Origin of the sequence: Streptomyces sp. NPDC044984 (assembly GCF_040646935.1) — a bacterium.
Classification (GTDB): domain Bacteria; phylum Actinomycetota; class Actinomycetes; order Streptomycetales; family Streptomycetaceae; genus Streptomyces.
The window spans coordinates 34,409-49,715 of the sequence record NZ_JBEZBE010000014.1; the positions used below are offsets into that span (position 1 = coordinate 34,409).

Here is a 15,307-nt window from a genome sequence, read left to right on the forward strand (position 1 = left end):
GCGGCATGCGAACCGCCCCGCCGGGAATCGCGGTGGGCTCAGCGCCAGTCGTCGATCACGTAGGCGTCCGGGTGGCTGTAGCCGGGTTCGTTGGGCTTGTGCATGGTCACGCCTTGCAGCCAGGTGCGGAAACCGTGGTCGGCCATGTGGCGGTAGGCGTCCTGGCGGGCCAGGTTGGTTCCGGCGTCCAGTTGGCCCAGTCCCTTCTCGGTGGCCAGTTGCTCGCACGCCTTCAGCAGTCGTTCGAACCGGTCCGCGGCGCCCGGGCCGGGGCGTACGGCGCCGAACTTGACGAAGCACACGTCCTCACCGGCCTCCGACCCCGCTCCGCAGTGGCAGACGGCCAGACCGTCGAGGTCGGAGTCGGTGCCCTCGAGGAGGATGGTGTCACCGAGCCCCTGCGTCTGGGTGGCCGTGATCTCGCGCTCCAGGCTCAGGCCCTCGTACACGGCCCCCGTCAGTGCGCGGCTGAGGCTCAGTGCCTCGGGCCGCTCGGCGGCGGTCAGCTCGCCGTACAGCACTCGGCCGGGGACCGCGGCGCTGACGGTGACCTGCTTCTTCATGATGGAGGTGAGGAATCGGGGCCAGAAGCCGTACCGGCGGTAGAGCTCGAGGTGCTTGGGGCTGTGCGAGAAGGTGAACAGGCCGAGGTGGCGGTTCTCCCAGGTGTCGAAGCAGGCCATGACCGGTTCCATGAGGCGCCTGCCGATGCCCTGGTCCCACAGGTCCGGGCGTACGGTCAGCGGGCCGAAGTATCCGACGCTGCCCCAGTCGGTGGCGAAGTTCGATCCGACGACCTCGCCCTCGAGGGTCGCGGCGAAGGCCGCGTGGGGATCCGTCGCCCAGCGGGTGCGGACGTAGTCGGCGGTCCCGAAGAACGTCCGCGGCTCGGGGATGCCGAGGAAGGTCCCGAAGGCGATCCTGAAGATCTCGTCGGCCCGGTCCAGGTCCGGCTCGGCCAGCGGGCGGACCGACACCGGGGCGGCGGCACTCGTTCGCTTCGTTGCGGGCATGATCGCTCTCCTTTCCGCCCCCTGGTTCCATCGGACCACGGACGTGCGCCGCGGGCGAAGCGGCAGGTAGGGCGGTGCCTCAAGGTCGGCGTGGGCCGACGGTAGGGTCGCCGGCATGGTTGTCGCCCGTTCCGTCGCCCTGTTCGCCGTCGCCGCCCTGTTCGAGATCGGCGGCGCCTGGCTGGTCTGGCAGGGCATCCGCGAGCACAAGGGGTGGATCTGGATCGGCGCCGGCGTCATCGCTCTCGGTCTGTACGGGGTGGTGGCCACCTTCCAGTCCGACGACGACTTCGGGCGCATCCTCGCCGCGTACGGCGGGATCTTCGTCGCGGGCTCGATCGCCTGGGGCATGGTCGCCGACGGGTACCGGCCGGACCGCTTCGACGTCATCGGCGCTCTGGTGTGCCTGGCGGGCATGGCTGTGATCATGTACGCGCCGCGCGGTCATTGACCTGCTCCGACTGGCCCGCCCCTCCTGGCCTGCTCCGCCTCGGGAGTTTCCTCGGGGCGGTGTGCATCCGTGGGTCCGGTGGTGGGTGAAGGGCCTGATGTGGACGGTCGTCGTGGGAGGCCGCCCGTCGGTCGTGGCCGGGCGGTTTCCGTCTCCTCGTCGCGGTCGTCGGCCGGGGCGGTACGACAGGCACGGTCGCGCCGCCGCGCTCATGATCGGACACAGGAGAGGGTCGGACCGCGTACATGCGCGGGAGAGGAGCACTCGTGGTGGACGAGGACGGGCAGCGAGCGGGCGAGCGGCTGCGGTGTCTGGTCACCGGGGCCTCCGGTTACATCGGTGGGCGGCTGGTGCCGGAGCTGCTGGAGGCCGGTCACCGGGTCCGGTGCCTGGCCCGCTCCCCCGGGAAGCTCCGCGACCACCCCTGGGCCGGGGACGTCGAGACCGTCCGGGGCGATGTCACGGAGGCCGCCTCCGTCGCCGGGGCGATGCGCGGGGTCGACGTCGCCTACTACCTGGTGCACGCCCTCGGAACCGGCTCCGGTTTCGAGGACACGGACCGTCGCGCCGCCCGCGTCTTCGCCGAGCAGGCGCACGCCGCCGGAGTGCGGCGGATCGTCTACCTCGGCGGACTCACCCCGAAGGGCGTGCCCGAGGGGACCCTCTCCCCCCATCTGCGTTCCAGGGCCGAGGTCGGGCGCATCTTCCTCGACGCCCCGGTGCCGGCGACGGTGCTGCGGGCGGCGGTCGTCATCGGGTCGGGGTCGGCCTCGTTCGAGATGCTGCGCTACCTGACCGAGCGCCTGCCCGTGATGGTGACCCCCAGCTGGGTGCACACGCGGATCCAGCCGATCGGGGTCCGCGACGTACTGCGCTACCTCGTCGGCTCGGCCACCATGCCGTCCGACGTCGACCGGGCCTTCGACATCGGCGGGCCGGACGTCCTGACCTACCGGGAGATGATGAGCCGTTACGCCGTCGTCGCCGGGCTGCGGCGGCGGATCGTCCTGCCGGTGCCGGTCCTCACGCCGGGGCTGTCGAGCCACTGGGTGGGTCTCGTCACCCCGGTGCCCGCCTCCATCGCCCGGCCGCTGACCGAGTCCCTGCGCCACGAGGTCGTCTGCCACGAGCACGACATCGCCCGGTACGTGCCCGACCCGCCCGGCCTGCCGTTGCCCTTCGACGAGGCGCTGGCCCTCGCGCTGCGCAAGGTCCGGGACGCCCAGGTGGCCACCCGCTGGTCGTCCGCCGCCGTGCCCGGCGCCCCCAGCGATCCGCTGCCCACCGACCCGGGCTGGGCCGGCGGCAGCCTCTACCGGGACGAACGGCAGATGCCGGTCGACGCGTCCCGCGCCTTGCTGTGGAAGGTCATCGAGGGCATCGGGGGCGACAACGGCTGGTACTCCTTCCCCCTCGCCTGGGCGGCCCGGGGCTGGCTGGACCGGTTCGTCGGCGGCGTCGGCCTGCGCCGCGGGCGGCGTGACGCCGAGCGCCTGCGGGCCGGTGACTCCCTGGACTTCTGGCGGGTGGAGGAGATCGAGCCGGGGCACCTGCTGCGGCTGCGTGCCGAGATGCGGCTGCCCGGACTCGCCTGGCTGGAGATGTACGCCGAGACGGACCCCGGCGGCCGCACGCGCTACCGCCAGCGCGCCCTGTTCCATCCGCGCGGTCTCCTGGGCCACGCCTACTGGTGGGGGGTCTCGCCGTTCCACGCCGTCGTCTTCGGCGGCATGGCCCGCAACATCGCGCGGGCCGCCGCCAAGGACATGGGCGTGGACGTGCACGGGCGGGCATCGCGGACCGGCCCCACCGGGCGCACCGGCTCCGCCAGGGGCTTCCGTCACTAGAGGACGTCGTCCGGATCCTGCCGCGGGCGCGGCGTCGGCGGACGGTTGTCGGCTCCCCGTGTCCCGGTCCGGCCGGCCGGCCGACCGACTGACTGACCGACTGACCGACCGGCCGGGCCCGGTTCCCGCAGTGCCGCCTCGGCTGTCCGGGCCGCTGATCGACCTCGCCGCCGGGCCGGCACGCTTCAAGCACGCCCGCGGTCGCGACTGAGCGGGACGCGCCGTGCACGGCGCGGGCTTGGGCCCGGGCGCGGGGACCGAGACCCGGTGCTCGGGGCCCGGGACCCGGGGCCGTACGCGTCGAGCAGGAGGGTCGGAGAGCAGCCGCCCGGGAACCGCCCGGCAGGCGGCACCGTCTCAGCCGCGTACGGCGGACTCCACCGCGGCGACGGCCTCCGCCAGCCCGGGGGGATGCGGCAGCCCGGGTGCGGCCTGTCCCGCCCAGCCGGGGCCGAGCGTCAGCACGACCGGCTTCCTGCGTGCGCCGCGCACCCCCCACTCGATGCCCGCGACGTGCTGGGCCAGCGGCCGGCTGGCCGTGGTCCGCGACTGGGCCCACAGTCCCACCGCGGCCGGCCCGGTCCTGCGTACGGCGGCCACGAGGGACTCGAGGGGCAGCGCGCCGCCGAACATCCGCACCGGAAGGTTCCGTTCCGCCAGTGCGGCGGCCAGTACCTCCAAGGGCAGCGTGTGGTTCTCCGCGGGCACGCAGGCGAGCACGGTGGCGGCGCCCGGGCGATCGGCCGGCACGGGCGGCGCGTGGCGGCGCAGCGCACCGGAGACGTGCCAGGAGAGGAAGTGCTCGACCTCGACGTACCGCTCCCCCGATCTCTCCCACTTGCGGCCGACCGCCTGCAGCGTCGGCACGATCACCTCCGTCCAGGCCGTGACCAGGCCGTGTTCCCCGATCGCGTCCTTCAGCAGGCCGTCGAGGGCGGCGGCGTCGAGGCGCAGGGCCGCACGGGCGATCCCCTTGCACTCCTGGCGCACGTCGCCGAGACGTAGGCCCGTTCCGGCCCGGCCGCGTCCGCGGGCCGGGGGCCGGGGGGTCACGGCGGCGCCCTCCTGCCGGGACGGTGTGCCCGTCGCCTGTTCGTCGAGGGCCAGCCGGGCGGCCTCGGCGGGTGGCAGGCCGGTCACCGTCAGGGCGCACATCCGCTCCAGCCGGGCCAGGTCACGGGCGGTCCAGCGCCGGTGCCGGCCGTCGGCACGGGCGGCGGGTCCGAGTCCGTAGCGGCGGTCCCAGGAACGGACCGTCGTCGGGGCCACGCCCAGACGCCTCGCCACCTCGCCGGTGGTCAGCCCGCCACCGCGCCGCCCGTCCACGTCGTCGTCGGTGTCGTCGCCGTCCCCGTCGCCGCCGTTCTTGCACATGCCCACCCCTCCACCATACGACGCACAAACGACGCATGTTGTGTCCGTCGTCCTCTCTCACGACACTCGAAAAGACGAGGACGAAAAGGTGACAGCGGCCCGGACGCCGTCACGACCCGCTCCGCGGGCGGCCTTCCCCCACGCGGCGCGGACGGCAGGAGGAACAGGTCATGACCTCGAACACACGACACACGGACGTCCGCTCACCGGTCACGCCGGAGGCCCGGTACGAGGACGAGCTCGCCCGTGGACTGCTCGCCGCCGACGAGAACGCGTTCGCGGCCGTCTACCGGCACTGGGGCTCGCTCGTCCACACGCTGGCCACCCGCTCGCTCGGCGACACGTACGAGGCCGAGGACGTGACCCAGCAGGTGTTCCTCGGCGCCTGGCGCGGAAGGGAGGGCTACCGCCCGGAGAAGGGACCGCTCGGCAGCTGGCTCGTCGGCATCACCCGACGCAAGATCGTCGACGCGCTGGCGGCCAGGACGAGGCGCCTCACCCTGATCGACACCGTGGCCCACGACCCCGACGAGCGGCGGCACGGCGCAGGGGAACCGGACGAGGTCCTGGACCGGGTGCTCCTCGTCGACGTGCTGTCCCGGCTGCCGCGGAGCCAGCGCGAGGTGCTGTGCCTGGCCTTCTACGAGGACCTGACCCAGGTCCAGATCGCCGAGCGCACCGGCATGCCCCTGGGCACCGTGAAGAGCCACACCCGGCGCGGCCTCCACCGGCTGAGGGAGGGGATCGAGCGGGGCCGGGCCGGCGTCGACGCCGCGTAGCCGCCGCAGAAACGCCCTGACACCCGCATCCGCGGCGGCACCCGCGCTCGAACCACTGACGAGACCGCGCAACCGGCGCGACCTCGACGAAGGGACGACCCCCATGAACTCCCGAATCCCCCTCCTCCTCCGCGCGTCGGCCGGAGCCTGCGCGCTCGCGCTCGCCGTCACCGCGCCCGCCGTCGCCGCCGCGGCCGCCCCCGCCGCGGACGGTGACGACACGGCCATGGTGTCCGTCTTCCACGGCGTCCCGGGACTGACCGCCGACGTCTACGCCAACGGCGAGGAGCTCCTCGGCGACTTCGAGCCCGGAACCGTGACCGACCCGCAGTCCCTCGACGCCGGCACCTACGACATCCAGGTCTTCGAAGCCGGCGAGGGTCCCGAGGGCACCCCGGCCGTCGAGAAGGAGATCAAGGTGCCGGCAGGAGCGAACGCGACGATCGCCGCGCACCTCTCCGCCGACGGCGAACCCCGGCTGACCGCCTTCGTCAACGACACCTCCGAAGTCGGCGCCGGCAAGGCCGGGCTGACCGTACGCCACGTGGCCGCCGCGCCGGCCGTGGACGTCCGGGCCGGCGGGCAGCCGGTCTTCAAGGGACTGGAGAACCCCAAGGAGGACACCACGACGGTCGACGCGGGTACCGTCTCGGCCGACGTGGTGCTCGCCGGCACCGACACCGTGGCGATCGGCCCGGCCGAGCTGAACCTCGAGGAAGGCACGAGCACCGTCGTCTACGCCTGGGGCAGCGCGGACGACAAGAACCTGGCCCTGGCGACGCAGACGCTCAGCGGCATGGAATCCGCGCCGAACGCCGTCGCCCCGGGCTCCTCCGGCCGGTAACCGGCCCGGGCGGCCCTGACCGGCCGAACCGGCGACCGAGCACAGGAACAGGAGGTGACGGTGGCGCACGTGGACCCCGCGCACCTGGTGGAGCTGGCGCTGGGAAACGGCGTCTCGGACGACGACGCCGATGCCCTGCGGCACATCACCGGGTGCGGGCGGTGCCGGGAGGAGCTGGGCCTGATGGCCCGTGTCGTCACCGCCGCTCGCGGGGTCGGGGAGTCGGACCTCCCGGCCGCACCCCCGGAGCGGGTGTGGCGGCGCATCGCACAAGAGCTCACCGAAGCCGAAGCGGACGTGGAAGCGGGCGTGGACGCGGAGGAGGGCGTGGACGCGGCGACCGCGCCGCTCTCCGCCGTGCCTCTGGCCGACCGCTGCCGCACCGCCCGTCCCGCCCTCGTCCTCGCCCTCCTCACCGGCGTCTCGGTCGTGTGGTGGGGCCGGAGGTGGTGGAGCCGGAACCGTTCAGGACGGCGTCCCGCGTCCGACTGCCGACGGCCCGCCCGTCCTGGGTGACGTGCACCGGGCACGCCGTACGGCCGGTCGGAGCGATCGGCCGGTCGCCGTCACGGCTGGTTGCGTGCCTGGTCGGCCGCCTGGCCGGCGGCACCCGTCTCCGTGGTGGCGCCACGGGTGCTGAGCCCGCCGCCGCTGGACTCCAGGTGCGCGCGGACGAACCACTGGAAGAGTTCCAGTCCCCGCAGCTGCTCGATGAGGATGTCCTGGGTGACCGGGTCGGAGGTCTCGGTGGCCCGCATGGCCTCGCGGTGGTCCTCGATCACCGAGGTGTACACGAGGTCGAGCGCCCCGAGGTGCTCGATGGCTTCGGCGCGTCCGATCGAGTAGTCGTCCCAGGTGCGCCGCTCCACCAGCGCCCCGGGGGTTCCGTTGGGCTCGCCGCCGAGTGTGGAGATCCGCTCGGCGAGGTCGTCGGTCATGGCGCGCACCTTGTCGACCTGCGGGTCGATCATCTCGTGCACGGCGATGAAGTGCGGCCCGACGACGTTCCAGTGGACGTGCTTGAGCGTCAGGTGGAGGTCGTTGAGGGAGTGCAGACGCATCTGCAGCAACTCGATGATGTTCCGGCTGTCCTGGGTGCTCATCCCCGGGATGGTGTATGAGATGTCCGCATCTGACGGCACCACGGCACTCCTTGTCCGATTGGATGCTGAAAATGCAGATAATCACCGCTTCGCGCGAACGCGCCGGACGCCACGTCCCTGCCGTCGCCTTCTCACCGGTTCGCAGCAGCACGACCGGCACGAGGACGCGGGTCCGCACGGATTCCGGCGCATCTCCGGCCGCGGCCTCCCCGGAAGGCGCATACTGGGGGCAATGACAAAGCCTGCCGCTCCGAAGCGCCATCTGCCCACCAGTCCCTTCAAGGCCCCGGCCACGCTGCCTCCCAAGCAGTTCGCCGTGGGCGACCAGGTCACACACGACATGTACGGCCTCGGCCGGGTCATCGGCATCGAGGAGGGAATCGCCGCGGTCGTGGACTTCGGCTCGGCGCAACAGCGCATCCCGAGCCCGTACGCCAAGATGACCAAGCTCTAGAACCGCTGTACCCGGTGACGGCACGCCGTGCCGCACTCAGCGGCCTCCTCCTCATCGGAGGCGGCCACGGCCTGCCGAGGCGCCCGCTCGGCTCGTCACCCTCGGGGAGGGACGTCGGGCCCGCGCTCGGCGGTTCCGCGGCTTCGCGGGTCACGCGGGTCCCGGCCAGGTCGCCGTCACCAGCCAGTGGCGGGCCGTGAGGCGTACGCCGTCCTCCGTCTCGTACGCGCGGAAGGCGTCGGCGGCGGCCAGGCGGGCGCGGTCGACGTCCTCGGGGGCGGCGTCGCGCAGCCAGTGGCGCATCGGGCCCCAGCCGAAGAGGAAGCCGGCGGCGTCCGCCGCGTCCGTGCCCCATGCCTGCGGCACCTCGAGCGGGGTGACGGTGACCGCGTCGAAGCCGGCGTCGCCCAGGACGCGTGTGGTGCGTTCCGGGTCCGCGAAGGCGGCGGGGCCCGTCTCCGCCTTCTGGGACAGGTCGGGCAGGGACACGTGCTCGGCGACGGCCGCGAAGATCACCGACTGGTCCATCCTGCCGATGGACTGCGGGCAGACGAAGGCCAGGCGTCCGCCCGGCCGCAGGGCGCGTCCGATGTTGGCGAAGGCGGCGACCGGATCGGCGAAGAACATGATCCCGAAGCGGCTCAGCGCGACGTCGAAGGCGGCCTCCTCGAACGGGTGCACCTGGGCGTCGGCCTGGATGTGGGAGACGTTGGCGAGGTGTTCCGCGGCGGCGCTCGCGCGGGCGCGCTCCAGCATGGGCGCGGACAGGTCGACCCCGACGGCACGGGCCGCGGTGCGGGCGGCCAGCCGGGTCAGGCGTCCGTTGCCGCAGCCGATGTCCAGGACGCCGTCCGTCTCCCGGATGCCGGCGGCGGACAGGAGCGGGGCGTTGACGGGGTCGTTGAGGTCGTCGTAGCGCGACTGGTGGTCGGCCCAGTGCCGGCCCTCGTAGCCGTTCCACGCCTCGGACTGGTGGGTGTTCACGATCCGGTTCTCGGCCATACGGCCCATGGTGCCGCGCGGGAGCGTCCTGCGGGCCCCGTCGGCCCGTTCGCGCGGCCGATCCACCCGCCGTCGTCCATGTGTGCGACTCCCCTCTCGCAGTCCGGGTGTGCGGGAGAGTCCGCGCGTGGAGTCCGTACATGGAGTCCGCGCGTGGAGTCCGGTCGTCTCGTCCGTACGGACGGTGGGCGCCTTCCTGGTGCAGCAGCGGTCGTTCGGCCGGAGGTCAGTCGTCCGTGCCACCCACCGCACCGGGCGTCCCGGCGCGGTCCGCGACCACCGGGGCACCGGCCGTCGTCTCCGCCCGCGTCGACGCGGTGGGCGCGGTGGGTGTCTCCACCCGTGCCGGTGCGGTGGGCGTCGCCGCAGGGCTCAAGGGGACCGTCGACGTGATCTCGATGCGGTCGCCCTCCCGTGCCCAGGTGTAGAACCACTCCGCGTCCGTGTGGCTCATGCCCAGCCAGCCCGTCCCGGCGGAGAGCACGGCGAGCGCCTTGGTGTCGAAGGCGAGGGCGCCCGCGTAGACCGGTTGCCGGCCGGGGGCGCGCAGTTCCACCAGGTACGGGACCTTGATCTCGGCGCCGGACTCGATGCCGCTCTCGAGCCGCAGCGTCCTGGTGGCGTCCTTGGCGACCACCGTCATGCGGCTGCCGGACGGGAACCGGGGAAAGGCGTGCGGGTCGACGCGCACGACGCGCTTGCCGACCGTGAGGGTGTGCCGGCCCAGGTCCAGGACGCCGACGGGGGCGGGAGCCGGGCTCGCCGCGCTCGGGGCCGGGGTGGACGCCTCCGGTGCCGCGGCCGGGGTCCGGCCGTTCCGGCCGGGGTCCCCGGTGTGCAGGGTGAACGCGACGGCCGTCAGCACGCAGACCGCCGCGGCCGCCGTGCCCAGCGCGGCGCCCGCCCTGCGGCGGAGGGAGCGGCGCCGGGCACGGTCGCGGACCTCCGCGGCGCCGACGCTCGGCGGGACCTCGTGCTGTGCGGCCAACTCGCGCAAGGCGTCGGCGAGTTCATCCGACACGGCCGCCCTCCCTCCAGGCCGGCTCCTCGGCCTCCTCCACCACCAGGTGTCTGGCCAGTGCCGCCCGTCCGCGGGACAGCCTGGCCTTGACCGTGCCCACGGGCGCACCGGTCTCGGAGGCTACCTGCTCGACGCTGAGGTCGCACAGGTGGTGCAGGACGATCGCCATGCGCTGCTGCTCCGGCAGTTGGCGCAGCGCGGTGACCAGGGCGGTGCGGTCGGGGCCCGGGCCGGGGGTCGTCTCCTGCGGCGGGGTGCGCCGCACCAGTTCCAGCCAGCGTCTCGCGCGGCGCCAGCGGCTCACCGCGAGGCGCATGGCGACGGTGCGTATCCACGCCTCGGGCGCCTCGTCGGCGAGCAGCTTCTGACGCCGGTCCCAGGCCCGTACGAACGCCTCCTGCACCACGTCCTGGGCCTCGCCGAGGTCCCCGGTGAAGGCGTACAACTGCCCGGTGAGACGGGGGAACGCGGCCGCGTAGAAAGCGTCGAACTCTTCCTCGGTCATGCCCTCCACCGGTGTCTCGGATTTCCCGTGCAACCCGGCCGTCCCCGCCATGCGTACAGGTTTCGCAGGTCGCGCACATCGAAGCACAACCCTGGAGGAAGACGTTGAACACGGGTTCCGGGATCCATCGACCCGCCGTCACGGACGTGGCGTACTCCCCTCTCCGCCCGGCGCGCCCGCCCCGAGTGCGGCCCGGGGACGGCGACTTCGCCGGGTACGCGCACGACCGCTGGCCGCGGCTGGTCGTCACCGCGCGGCTGCTCACCGAAGACGCGCGGGACGCCGGGGAGTTGGCGCGGCGCGCGCTGGTGCGGGTGTGCGCGCGGTGGCGGCGGATTCCGCGGAACGACGTCGACTTCCATGTACGGCGGTCCCTGGTCCGGGCGCATCTGCGCGGACGGGCACGCCGTACGGGCGGCCGGCGCCGGGTGGTGCTGGTGTTGCGGTACTGGGAGGGGCTGGGCGAGGCCGAGATCGCGCAGGTGCTGGGGTGTTCGGTGGGGGCCGTGCGCGCGGTGCTGCGGCGCGAGGGGAAGCGTGTCCCGGCCGAGGGCCGGCGGACGGAGTTCGCCGCGGTGCTCGCCGGTTTCGTGCCGCCGGCCGTGCCGCTCGACGGCATCCGGCAGGACGGCGCGCTGCGGCGCCGACGGCGGGCGGGGGTGGTCGCCGCCGGGTGCGCCCTGCTGCTCGCCCCGCCGGCCGTCCTCGCCGCCGGTCCCCTCGGGGAGGGCGACGCCGGCGGGGCCTCGGAGGTGCCCGACCGCTTCGAACCCGGGCCGGTGCGGGTCGTCGCTCCCGGTGAGCGGGTGGCCGCCGCCCCCGGTGTGGACGTCTGGCTGACCCCGGACGGGCAGCACTGGTCGTCCCCGGGGGTGCGCAACCGGTTCCGCCCGGTGAGCGACGGAAACCTCGACCGCACCGTGGCGGACGTCTCCGTCCAGGGCGAGAGGCTGGACGACGGGACGTACTTCCGGTCCGGCGTCTACCACGGCCTGGACGCCGATCCCGCCCGCGTCGAGATCCGCGTCGGCGGCAGGACGGTCACCGCGAACGTCCTGACGCTGGCGGGCGGTCCGGGGTGGGGGGTGTGGTACGCGAGGACGCCGCCGGAGGACACCGCGGCCGGCGGTGGCCGGACCGTCACCGTGTACGACGCGTCCGGTGACGTCCTGATGCGGTCGGACCTCGGGCCCTCGGAGGCCCAGCCGGTGCCCGTCGGGGCGTGGCGCTCATGAGGCTGCCCCCGCTCGCCGGCCGGCTCCCGCGCAGGGCCCCGGGCCGCCCCCGCGTGCCCTTCCGCACCCGCCTCCGCCGCAACCGCGGACGCCTGCTGCGGCGGCTGCTCGTCACCTGCCTCACGCTCGTCGTCCTCGTCTGCGGCGGGGCCGTGGTCGCGTACAAGCTGACCGTCATCCCCGAGCCGCATCCCGAGACCGTCGTGCAGAGCACGGTCTTCGTCGACGCCGGCGGCTCCTATCTGGGCCGGCGCGGTCCGGTCGACCGGCAGGAGGTGCCGCTGTCCCAGGTGCCCCGGCACGTCCAGGACGCGGTGATCGCGGCCGAGAACCGGTCGTTCCGCACGGACACCGGGGTGTCGCCGCGCGCCGTCGCCCGCGCGGTGTGGGCCACAGTGTCCGGCGGCGCCCCGCAGGGCGGTTCCACGATCACGCAGCAGTACGTGAAGAACGCGCTGCTCACCCCGGAGCGGTCGCTGACGCGCAAGGCGCGTGAGGCGTTGATCGCCGTCAAGCTCGACCGTACGCGCGACAAGGACGAGATCCTGGAGGGCTATCTCAACACCGTGTACTTCGGCCGGGGCGCCGCCGGTGTCCGGGCCGCCGCCCGGAACTACTTCGACGTGGCGCCGGAGGACCTCACCGTCTCCCAGGGCGCGGCGCTGGCGGCGATCGTCAACATCCCCTCGTACTACGAGAAGGCGGGTTCCGACCCGAAGGTGACGGCGCGGCTCCGGGACCGGTGGGAGTGGGTGCTCGACGCGATGGAGGCCGCCGGCGACATCACGGGCGGGCAGCGGGCGGCCGCCCGTTTCCCGGCGTTCCGGTTCTATCCGCCGGGTGGGACGGAGGGGCAGCGGCAGTATCTGATCGACGTGGCCGCGCAGGAGGCCGCCGGCCGGCTCGGGATCACCGTGGACCAACTGGCGCGCGGCGGTTACACCGTGCACACCACCTTCGACCTGACGCTGCAGGACGCCACCGCCGAATCGGTGAAGGACCGGGCGGAGGACTCCGGCGACGACGGCGGCGGCGTCCGGGTGCACACGGCGGTGGTGGGGATCGAACCGGGCGACGGGGCGGTGCGGGTGCTCTACGGCGGGGCGGACTACGCCCGGCAGCCGTTCAACGACGCGGTGAGCGGGGCGGTGGAGGCGGGCTCGGTGCTCGATCCGTTCGGCGGCGTACGGCTCGGCGGCCCGCTGCGCGGGCTGCACGGGTCCACGGCGCCGACGCCGCTGCGGCTGGCCTCGGCGTACGCGGCCGTGGCGGCGGACGGCGTGTACGCGAAGCCCCGCACGGTGGACCGGATCACCCGTGAGGGGCGGACCGTGCACACCGCGCGCCCGGAGACCCGGCGGGTGCTGGACGGGAAGGGCACGTTCGCGGTGACGGCCCGGGCGCGGCAGGGCTTCGGCGGGCAGACCGTTCCCCTCCTCCCCGCCGCCCGGGCCGGCGGGAAGGAGGAGAACGGCACGTTCCTCACCGCCGGGGCGGGGGGTGGGATCGCCCGGCGCACCGTCTGGTCCGTCGGGTACGACTCCCGGCTCACCCTGGCCGTGGCGCTGTTCGCCGACCGGCCGGGTGCGAAGAAGAACACCACCGTGCCCGCGCGGTTGCCGAACGATCCGTCCCCGACGGGGTACGCGGAGGAACTGACGGGGGAGATATGGCGACTGGCGGGCGGTTCGTGACGTTTTGCACACACGGCCCACGGCCGGGCAACTCATCGGATCCGCGCGCGGATTGCCGGGTGTGTCTCCCGTCACCCGCCTGGTAGAACATGGCAAATCGGACATGCTCCGGGTTCGGCCATGGCCCGTTCGCACGTCGTACAGAACACTCGTAACCGCCCTCAGTACGACAGTTCGGACCGAAGAGAGCATGCGCGGCCATGACCCACTCCCCCGAAACGCCTGAAGTGCCCATACGCCCGTACGCGGTCACCGCCGCCGAGGTGGTTCCCGGTGACCTGTTCGCCCTGTCCCACGAGGATGCGCTGCGGCACCGGTGGCACGTGGTGACGCACACACTGCCCGAGGGCCCAGAGGTGATCCGGGTCACGCTGCGGCCGCCACTCGGCGGGGTGGACCACGAGGAGGTGCTCCGCCGCGACCAGCGGGTGACCGTCGCCGGTCGGCGGATGGACGTGGCCGCGGTCCCGCGGGTGAGCTCGCCGGCCCTCGACGGCGTGGAGTTCCGGGACGGGGACCGGGTGCGCACCCTGCGCGCCGTCGACCCGCGGGCCGAGGAGGTGACGTACGTCCGCCGCTGGGGCGGCTGGCACGCCGACGGCGAGGGCCCGGCCGGGCCGGTGTCCGACGCCGAGGTGCGCCGGTGGGCCGCCGTGGCCGACCGGGAGGGACACCTCGTACGGCACGAACCGCGCCCCGTGCGGGCGGCGGAGGCGGCGGGAGCGCGGCGGGTCGTCGTCACCGGGCTCGGTGCCGTCACCCCGCTGGGCGTCGGTGCGGGCGAGCTGTGGCAGGGGCTGCTCGACGGGCGGCACGGCATACGGGAGTTGACGGGCGAGGAGTTCGACGGGCTGCCGGTGCGGATCGCCGGGACCGTGCCGGTGGACCCGGCCGGACTGCTGCCCCGGCAGGCGGCGCGGCGGATGAACCGGGCCGCGCAGTTCGCCGTGCTGGCGGCGCGGGAGGCGTGGGCCGACGCGGGGTACGCACAGGGCGGCACGCGCGAGAGCGGGCTCGACCCGGAACGGGTTGGGGTGAGCCTCGGCGCCATCCTCGGGGACGCGTCGGTGCTGGTCGGCGGGGACCGCAGGCTGCGGGAGAAAGGGCCGCGCGGTGTCCCACCGCTGACCACGCCCATGACGGTGCCCTCGCAGGCGGCCTCGCAGGTCTCCCTCGACCTGCACATCACCGGTGAGGCGCGCACCGTGACCAGTGCGTGCGCCTCCGGGACCGAGGCGATCGGGCAGGCCGTCGACCGCATCCGGTACGGGCGGGTCGACGTCGCCCTCGCGGGCGGTGCCGAGGCGGTCGTGACGCCGGCGATCATGGCGTCCTTCGCCGCGATGCGGGCGCTGGCCGAGGGGGACCCGTCCGGGGGCTCGCCGTCACGCCCGTTCGCCGAGGACCGTGACGGGTTCGTCAACGGGGAGGGGGCGGGGGTGCTCGTCCTGGAGGCCGAGGAGCACGCGCGTGCCCGCGGGGCCCGTGTCTACTGCGAGGCCGCCGGATGGGGGCTGTCCGCCGACGCCCACCACGTCGCGGCGCCGGACCCGTCCGGCGACGGCATCGCGCTCGCGCTGCGGCGGGCCGTGCGGGACGCGGGGGGCCGGGTGGCGGACGTGGTCCACGTCAACGCGCACGCCACCGCGACGGTCGACGGCGATCTCGCGGAGGCCCGGGCGCTGCGGAGCGTGCTCGGGCGGCGGGAGGTGCCGGTCACGGCCCTGAAGGGGCACCTGGGGCACCTCCAGGGGGCCGCGGGCGGGGTGGAGGCGGTCGCCGCGGTGCTCACGCTGCACCACGGGGTGGTGCCGCCGACGGTGGGCTGCGGGGAGGTCGACGGCGCGATCGGCCTGGACGTGGTGCGGGGGGAACCGCGGATGCTGCCGGACGCCGGTGACCTGGTGCTGAGCAACTCGTTCGGGTTCGGGGGGCACAACGCGGTGCTGGCGCTGAGGCGGGTGGCGTAGGCGGGGAACGGTGGC

General features: G+C 74.2%; 15 protein-coding genes. 9 read left to right on the forward strand and 6 right to left on the reverse strand.

Translation table 11 applies throughout. The features are described from left to right. Nucleotides 1-38 precede the first annotated feature (38 nt). Nucleotides 39-1,013, reverse strand: a complete 975-nt coding sequence (locus AB0A94_RS17115) for a GNAT family N-acetyltransferase (protein ID WP_361745047.1) — start codon at nt 1,011-1,013, stop codon at nt 39-41. Nucleotides 1,014-1,128: 115 nt separating this feature from the next. Between AB0A94_RS17115 and AB0A94_RS17120 the strand changes: the two genes are divergently transcribed. After that, on the forward strand, nt 1,129-1,464 hold the full coding sequence (locus AB0A94_RS17120; RefSeq protein ID WP_361745048.1) for a YnfA family protein: 336 nt from the start codon (nt 1,129-1,131) through the stop codon (nt 1,462-1,464). Between the two features lie 245 nt (nt 1,465-1,709). After that, nucleotides 1,710-3,311, forward strand: a complete 1,602-nt coding sequence (locus tag AB0A94_RS17125; protein ID WP_361745050.1) for an SDR family oxidoreductase — start codon at nt 1,710-1,712, stop codon at nt 3,309-3,311. A gap of 357 nt (nt 3,312-3,668) precedes the next feature. Here the strand turns inward: AB0A94_RS17125 and AB0A94_RS17130 are convergent, their stop codons facing one another. After that, nucleotides 3,669-4,685, reverse strand: coding sequence for a MerR family transcriptional regulator (locus tag AB0A94_RS17130; RefSeq protein WP_361745286.1), 1,017 nt, complete (start codon nt 4,683-4,685; stop codon nt 3,669-3,671). Nucleotides 4,686-4,855: 170 nt separating this feature from the next. Between AB0A94_RS17130 and AB0A94_RS17135 the strand changes: the two genes are divergently transcribed. The 3 genes from AB0A94_RS17135 to AB0A94_RS17145 all read left to right on the forward strand — a co-directional run bounded on the left by AB0A94_RS17135 (nt 4,856) and on the right by AB0A94_RS17145 (nt 6,824). Then, the gene (locus tag AB0A94_RS17135) at nt 4,856-5,464 is read left to right on the forward strand and encodes a sigma-70 family RNA polymerase sigma factor (protein ID WP_361745052.1); all 609 of its coding nucleotides are present in this window, start codon (nt 4,856-4,858) and stop codon (nt 5,462-5,464) included. 103 nt (nt 5,465-5,567) lie between these two features. Then, nucleotides 5,568-6,308: a DUF4397 domain-containing protein gene (locus AB0A94_RS17140; RefSeq protein ID WP_361745054.1), complete on the forward strand. Its 741-nt coding sequence runs from the start codon at nt 5,568-5,570 to the stop codon at nt 6,306-6,308. A 60-nt stretch (nt 6,309-6,368) separates the two neighbouring features. After that, entirely contained in the window at nt 6,369-6,824 is a 456-nt protein-coding gene (locus AB0A94_RS17145) for a hypothetical protein (RefSeq protein ID WP_361745055.1), read from the forward strand. Between the two features lie 50 nt (nt 6,825-6,874). On the opposite strand, the gene AB0A94_RS17150 is transcribed toward AB0A94_RS17145, so the two are convergent. After that, nucleotides 6,875-7,411: a DNA starvation/stationary phase protection protein gene (locus AB0A94_RS17150; protein ID WP_361745057.1), complete on the reverse strand. Its 537-nt coding sequence runs from the start codon at nt 7,409-7,411 to the stop codon at nt 6,875-6,877. A 232-nt stretch (nt 7,412-7,643) separates the two neighbouring features. Here AB0A94_RS17150 and AB0A94_RS17155 point away from each other — a divergent pair, with 232 nt between their 5' ends. Further along, nucleotides 7,644-7,865 carry a hypothetical protein gene (locus AB0A94_RS17155; RefSeq protein ID WP_361745059.1) on the forward strand — a complete coding sequence of 74 codons (222 nt, stop codon included), beginning with the start codon at nt 7,644-7,646 and terminating at the stop codon, nt 7,863-7,865. Nucleotides 7,866-8,015: 150 nt separating this feature from the next. Here AB0A94_RS17155 and AB0A94_RS17160 read toward each other — a convergent pair whose 3' ends face one another. From AB0A94_RS17160 to AB0A94_RS17170, 3 genes are all read right to left on the reverse strand, one after another. Continuing rightward, nucleotides 8,016-8,867 carry a class I SAM-dependent methyltransferase gene (locus AB0A94_RS17160; RefSeq protein WP_361745061.1) on the reverse strand — a complete coding sequence of 284 codons (852 nt, stop codon included), beginning with the start codon at nt 8,865-8,867 and terminating at the stop codon, nt 8,016-8,018. A gap of 226 nt (nt 8,868-9,093) precedes the next feature. Then, nucleotides 9,094-9,888 (reverse strand): hypothetical protein, encoded by a 795-nt coding sequence (locus tag AB0A94_RS17165; protein ID WP_361745063.1) that lies wholly within the window; start codon nt 9,886-9,888, stop codon nt 9,094-9,096. Next, a complete protein-coding gene (locus AB0A94_RS17170; protein ID WP_361745065.1) occupies nt 9,878-10,393 on the reverse strand; it encodes a SigE family RNA polymerase sigma factor in 516 nt (171 codons plus the stop codon). The genes AB0A94_RS17165 and AB0A94_RS17170 overlap by 11 nt, the downstream gene beginning before the upstream one ends. Before the next feature lie 146 nt (nt 10,394-10,539). Here AB0A94_RS17170 and AB0A94_RS17175 point away from each other — a divergent pair, with 146 nt between their 5' ends. From AB0A94_RS17175 to AB0A94_RS17185, 3 genes are all read left to right on the forward strand, one after another. Further along, entirely contained in the window at nt 10,540-11,628 is a 1,089-nt protein-coding gene (locus tag AB0A94_RS17175) for a sigma factor-like helix-turn-helix DNA-binding protein (protein ID WP_361745067.1), read from the forward strand. Beyond that, nucleotides 11,625-13,322 (forward strand): transglycosylase domain-containing protein, encoded by a 1,698-nt coding sequence (locus AB0A94_RS17180; RefSeq protein WP_361745069.1) that lies wholly within the window; start codon nt 11,625-11,627, stop codon nt 13,320-13,322. Before AB0A94_RS17175 ends, AB0A94_RS17180 begins: the two co-directional genes overlap by 4 nt. Nucleotides 13,323-13,522: 200 nt before the next feature. Further along, nucleotides 13,523-15,292, forward strand: coding sequence for a beta-ketoacyl-[acyl-carrier-protein] synthase family protein (locus AB0A94_RS17185; RefSeq protein WP_361745071.1), 1,770 nt, complete (start codon nt 13,523-13,525; stop codon nt 15,290-15,292). Nucleotides 15,293-15,307 lie beyond the last annotated feature (15 nt).

What these genes read in the sequence shown, in the direction of transcription:
- AB0A94_RS17170 (WP_361745065.1), bottom strand. Translation starts at nt 10,393, where the DNA reads ATGACCGAGGAAGAGTTCGACGCTTTCTACGCGGCCGCGTTCCCCCGT.
- AB0A94_RS17185 (WP_361745071.1), top strand. Translation starts at nt 13,523, where the DNA reads ATGACCCACTCCCCCGAAACGCCTGAAGTGCCCATACGCCCGTACGCG.
- AB0A94_RS17140 (WP_361745054.1), top strand. Translation starts at nt 5,568, where the DNA reads ATGAACTCCCGAATCCCCCTCCTCCTCCGCGCGTCGGCCGGAGCCTGC.
- AB0A94_RS17120 (WP_361745048.1), top strand. Translation starts at nt 1,129, where the DNA reads ATGGTTGTCGCCCGTTCCGTCGCCCTGTTCGCCGTCGCCGCCCTGTTC.
- AB0A94_RS17155 (WP_361745059.1), top strand. Translation starts at nt 7,644, where the DNA reads ATGACAAAGCCTGCCGCTCCGAAGCGCCATCTGCCCACCAGTCCCTTC.
- AB0A94_RS17115 (WP_361745047.1), bottom strand. Translation starts at nt 1,013, where the DNA reads ATGCCCGCAACGAAGCGAACGAGTGCCGCCGCCCCGGTGTCGGTCCGC.
- AB0A94_RS17135 (WP_361745052.1), top strand. Translation starts at nt 4,856, where the DNA reads ATGACCTCGAACACACGACACACGGACGTCCGCTCACCGGTCACGCCG.
- AB0A94_RS17130 (WP_361745286.1), bottom strand. Translation starts at nt 4,685, where the DNA reads ATGTGCAAGAACGGCGGCGACGGGGACGGCGACGACACCGACGACGAC.
- AB0A94_RS17125 (WP_361745050.1), top strand. Translation starts at nt 1,710, where the DNA reads ATGCGCGGGAGAGGAGCACTCGTGGTGGACGAGGACGGGCAGCGAGCG.
- AB0A94_RS17150 (WP_361745057.1), bottom strand. Translation starts at nt 7,411, where the DNA reads ATGAGCACCCAGGACAGCCGGAACATCATCGAGTTGCTGCAGATGCGT.
- AB0A94_RS17180 (WP_361745069.1), top strand. Translation starts at nt 11,625, where the DNA reads ATGAGGCTGCCCCCGCTCGCCGGCCGGCTCCCGCGCAGGGCCCCGGGC.
- AB0A94_RS17160 (WP_361745061.1), bottom strand. Translation starts at nt 8,867, where the DNA reads ATGGCCGAGAACCGGATCGTGAACACCCACCAGTCCGAGGCGTGGAAC.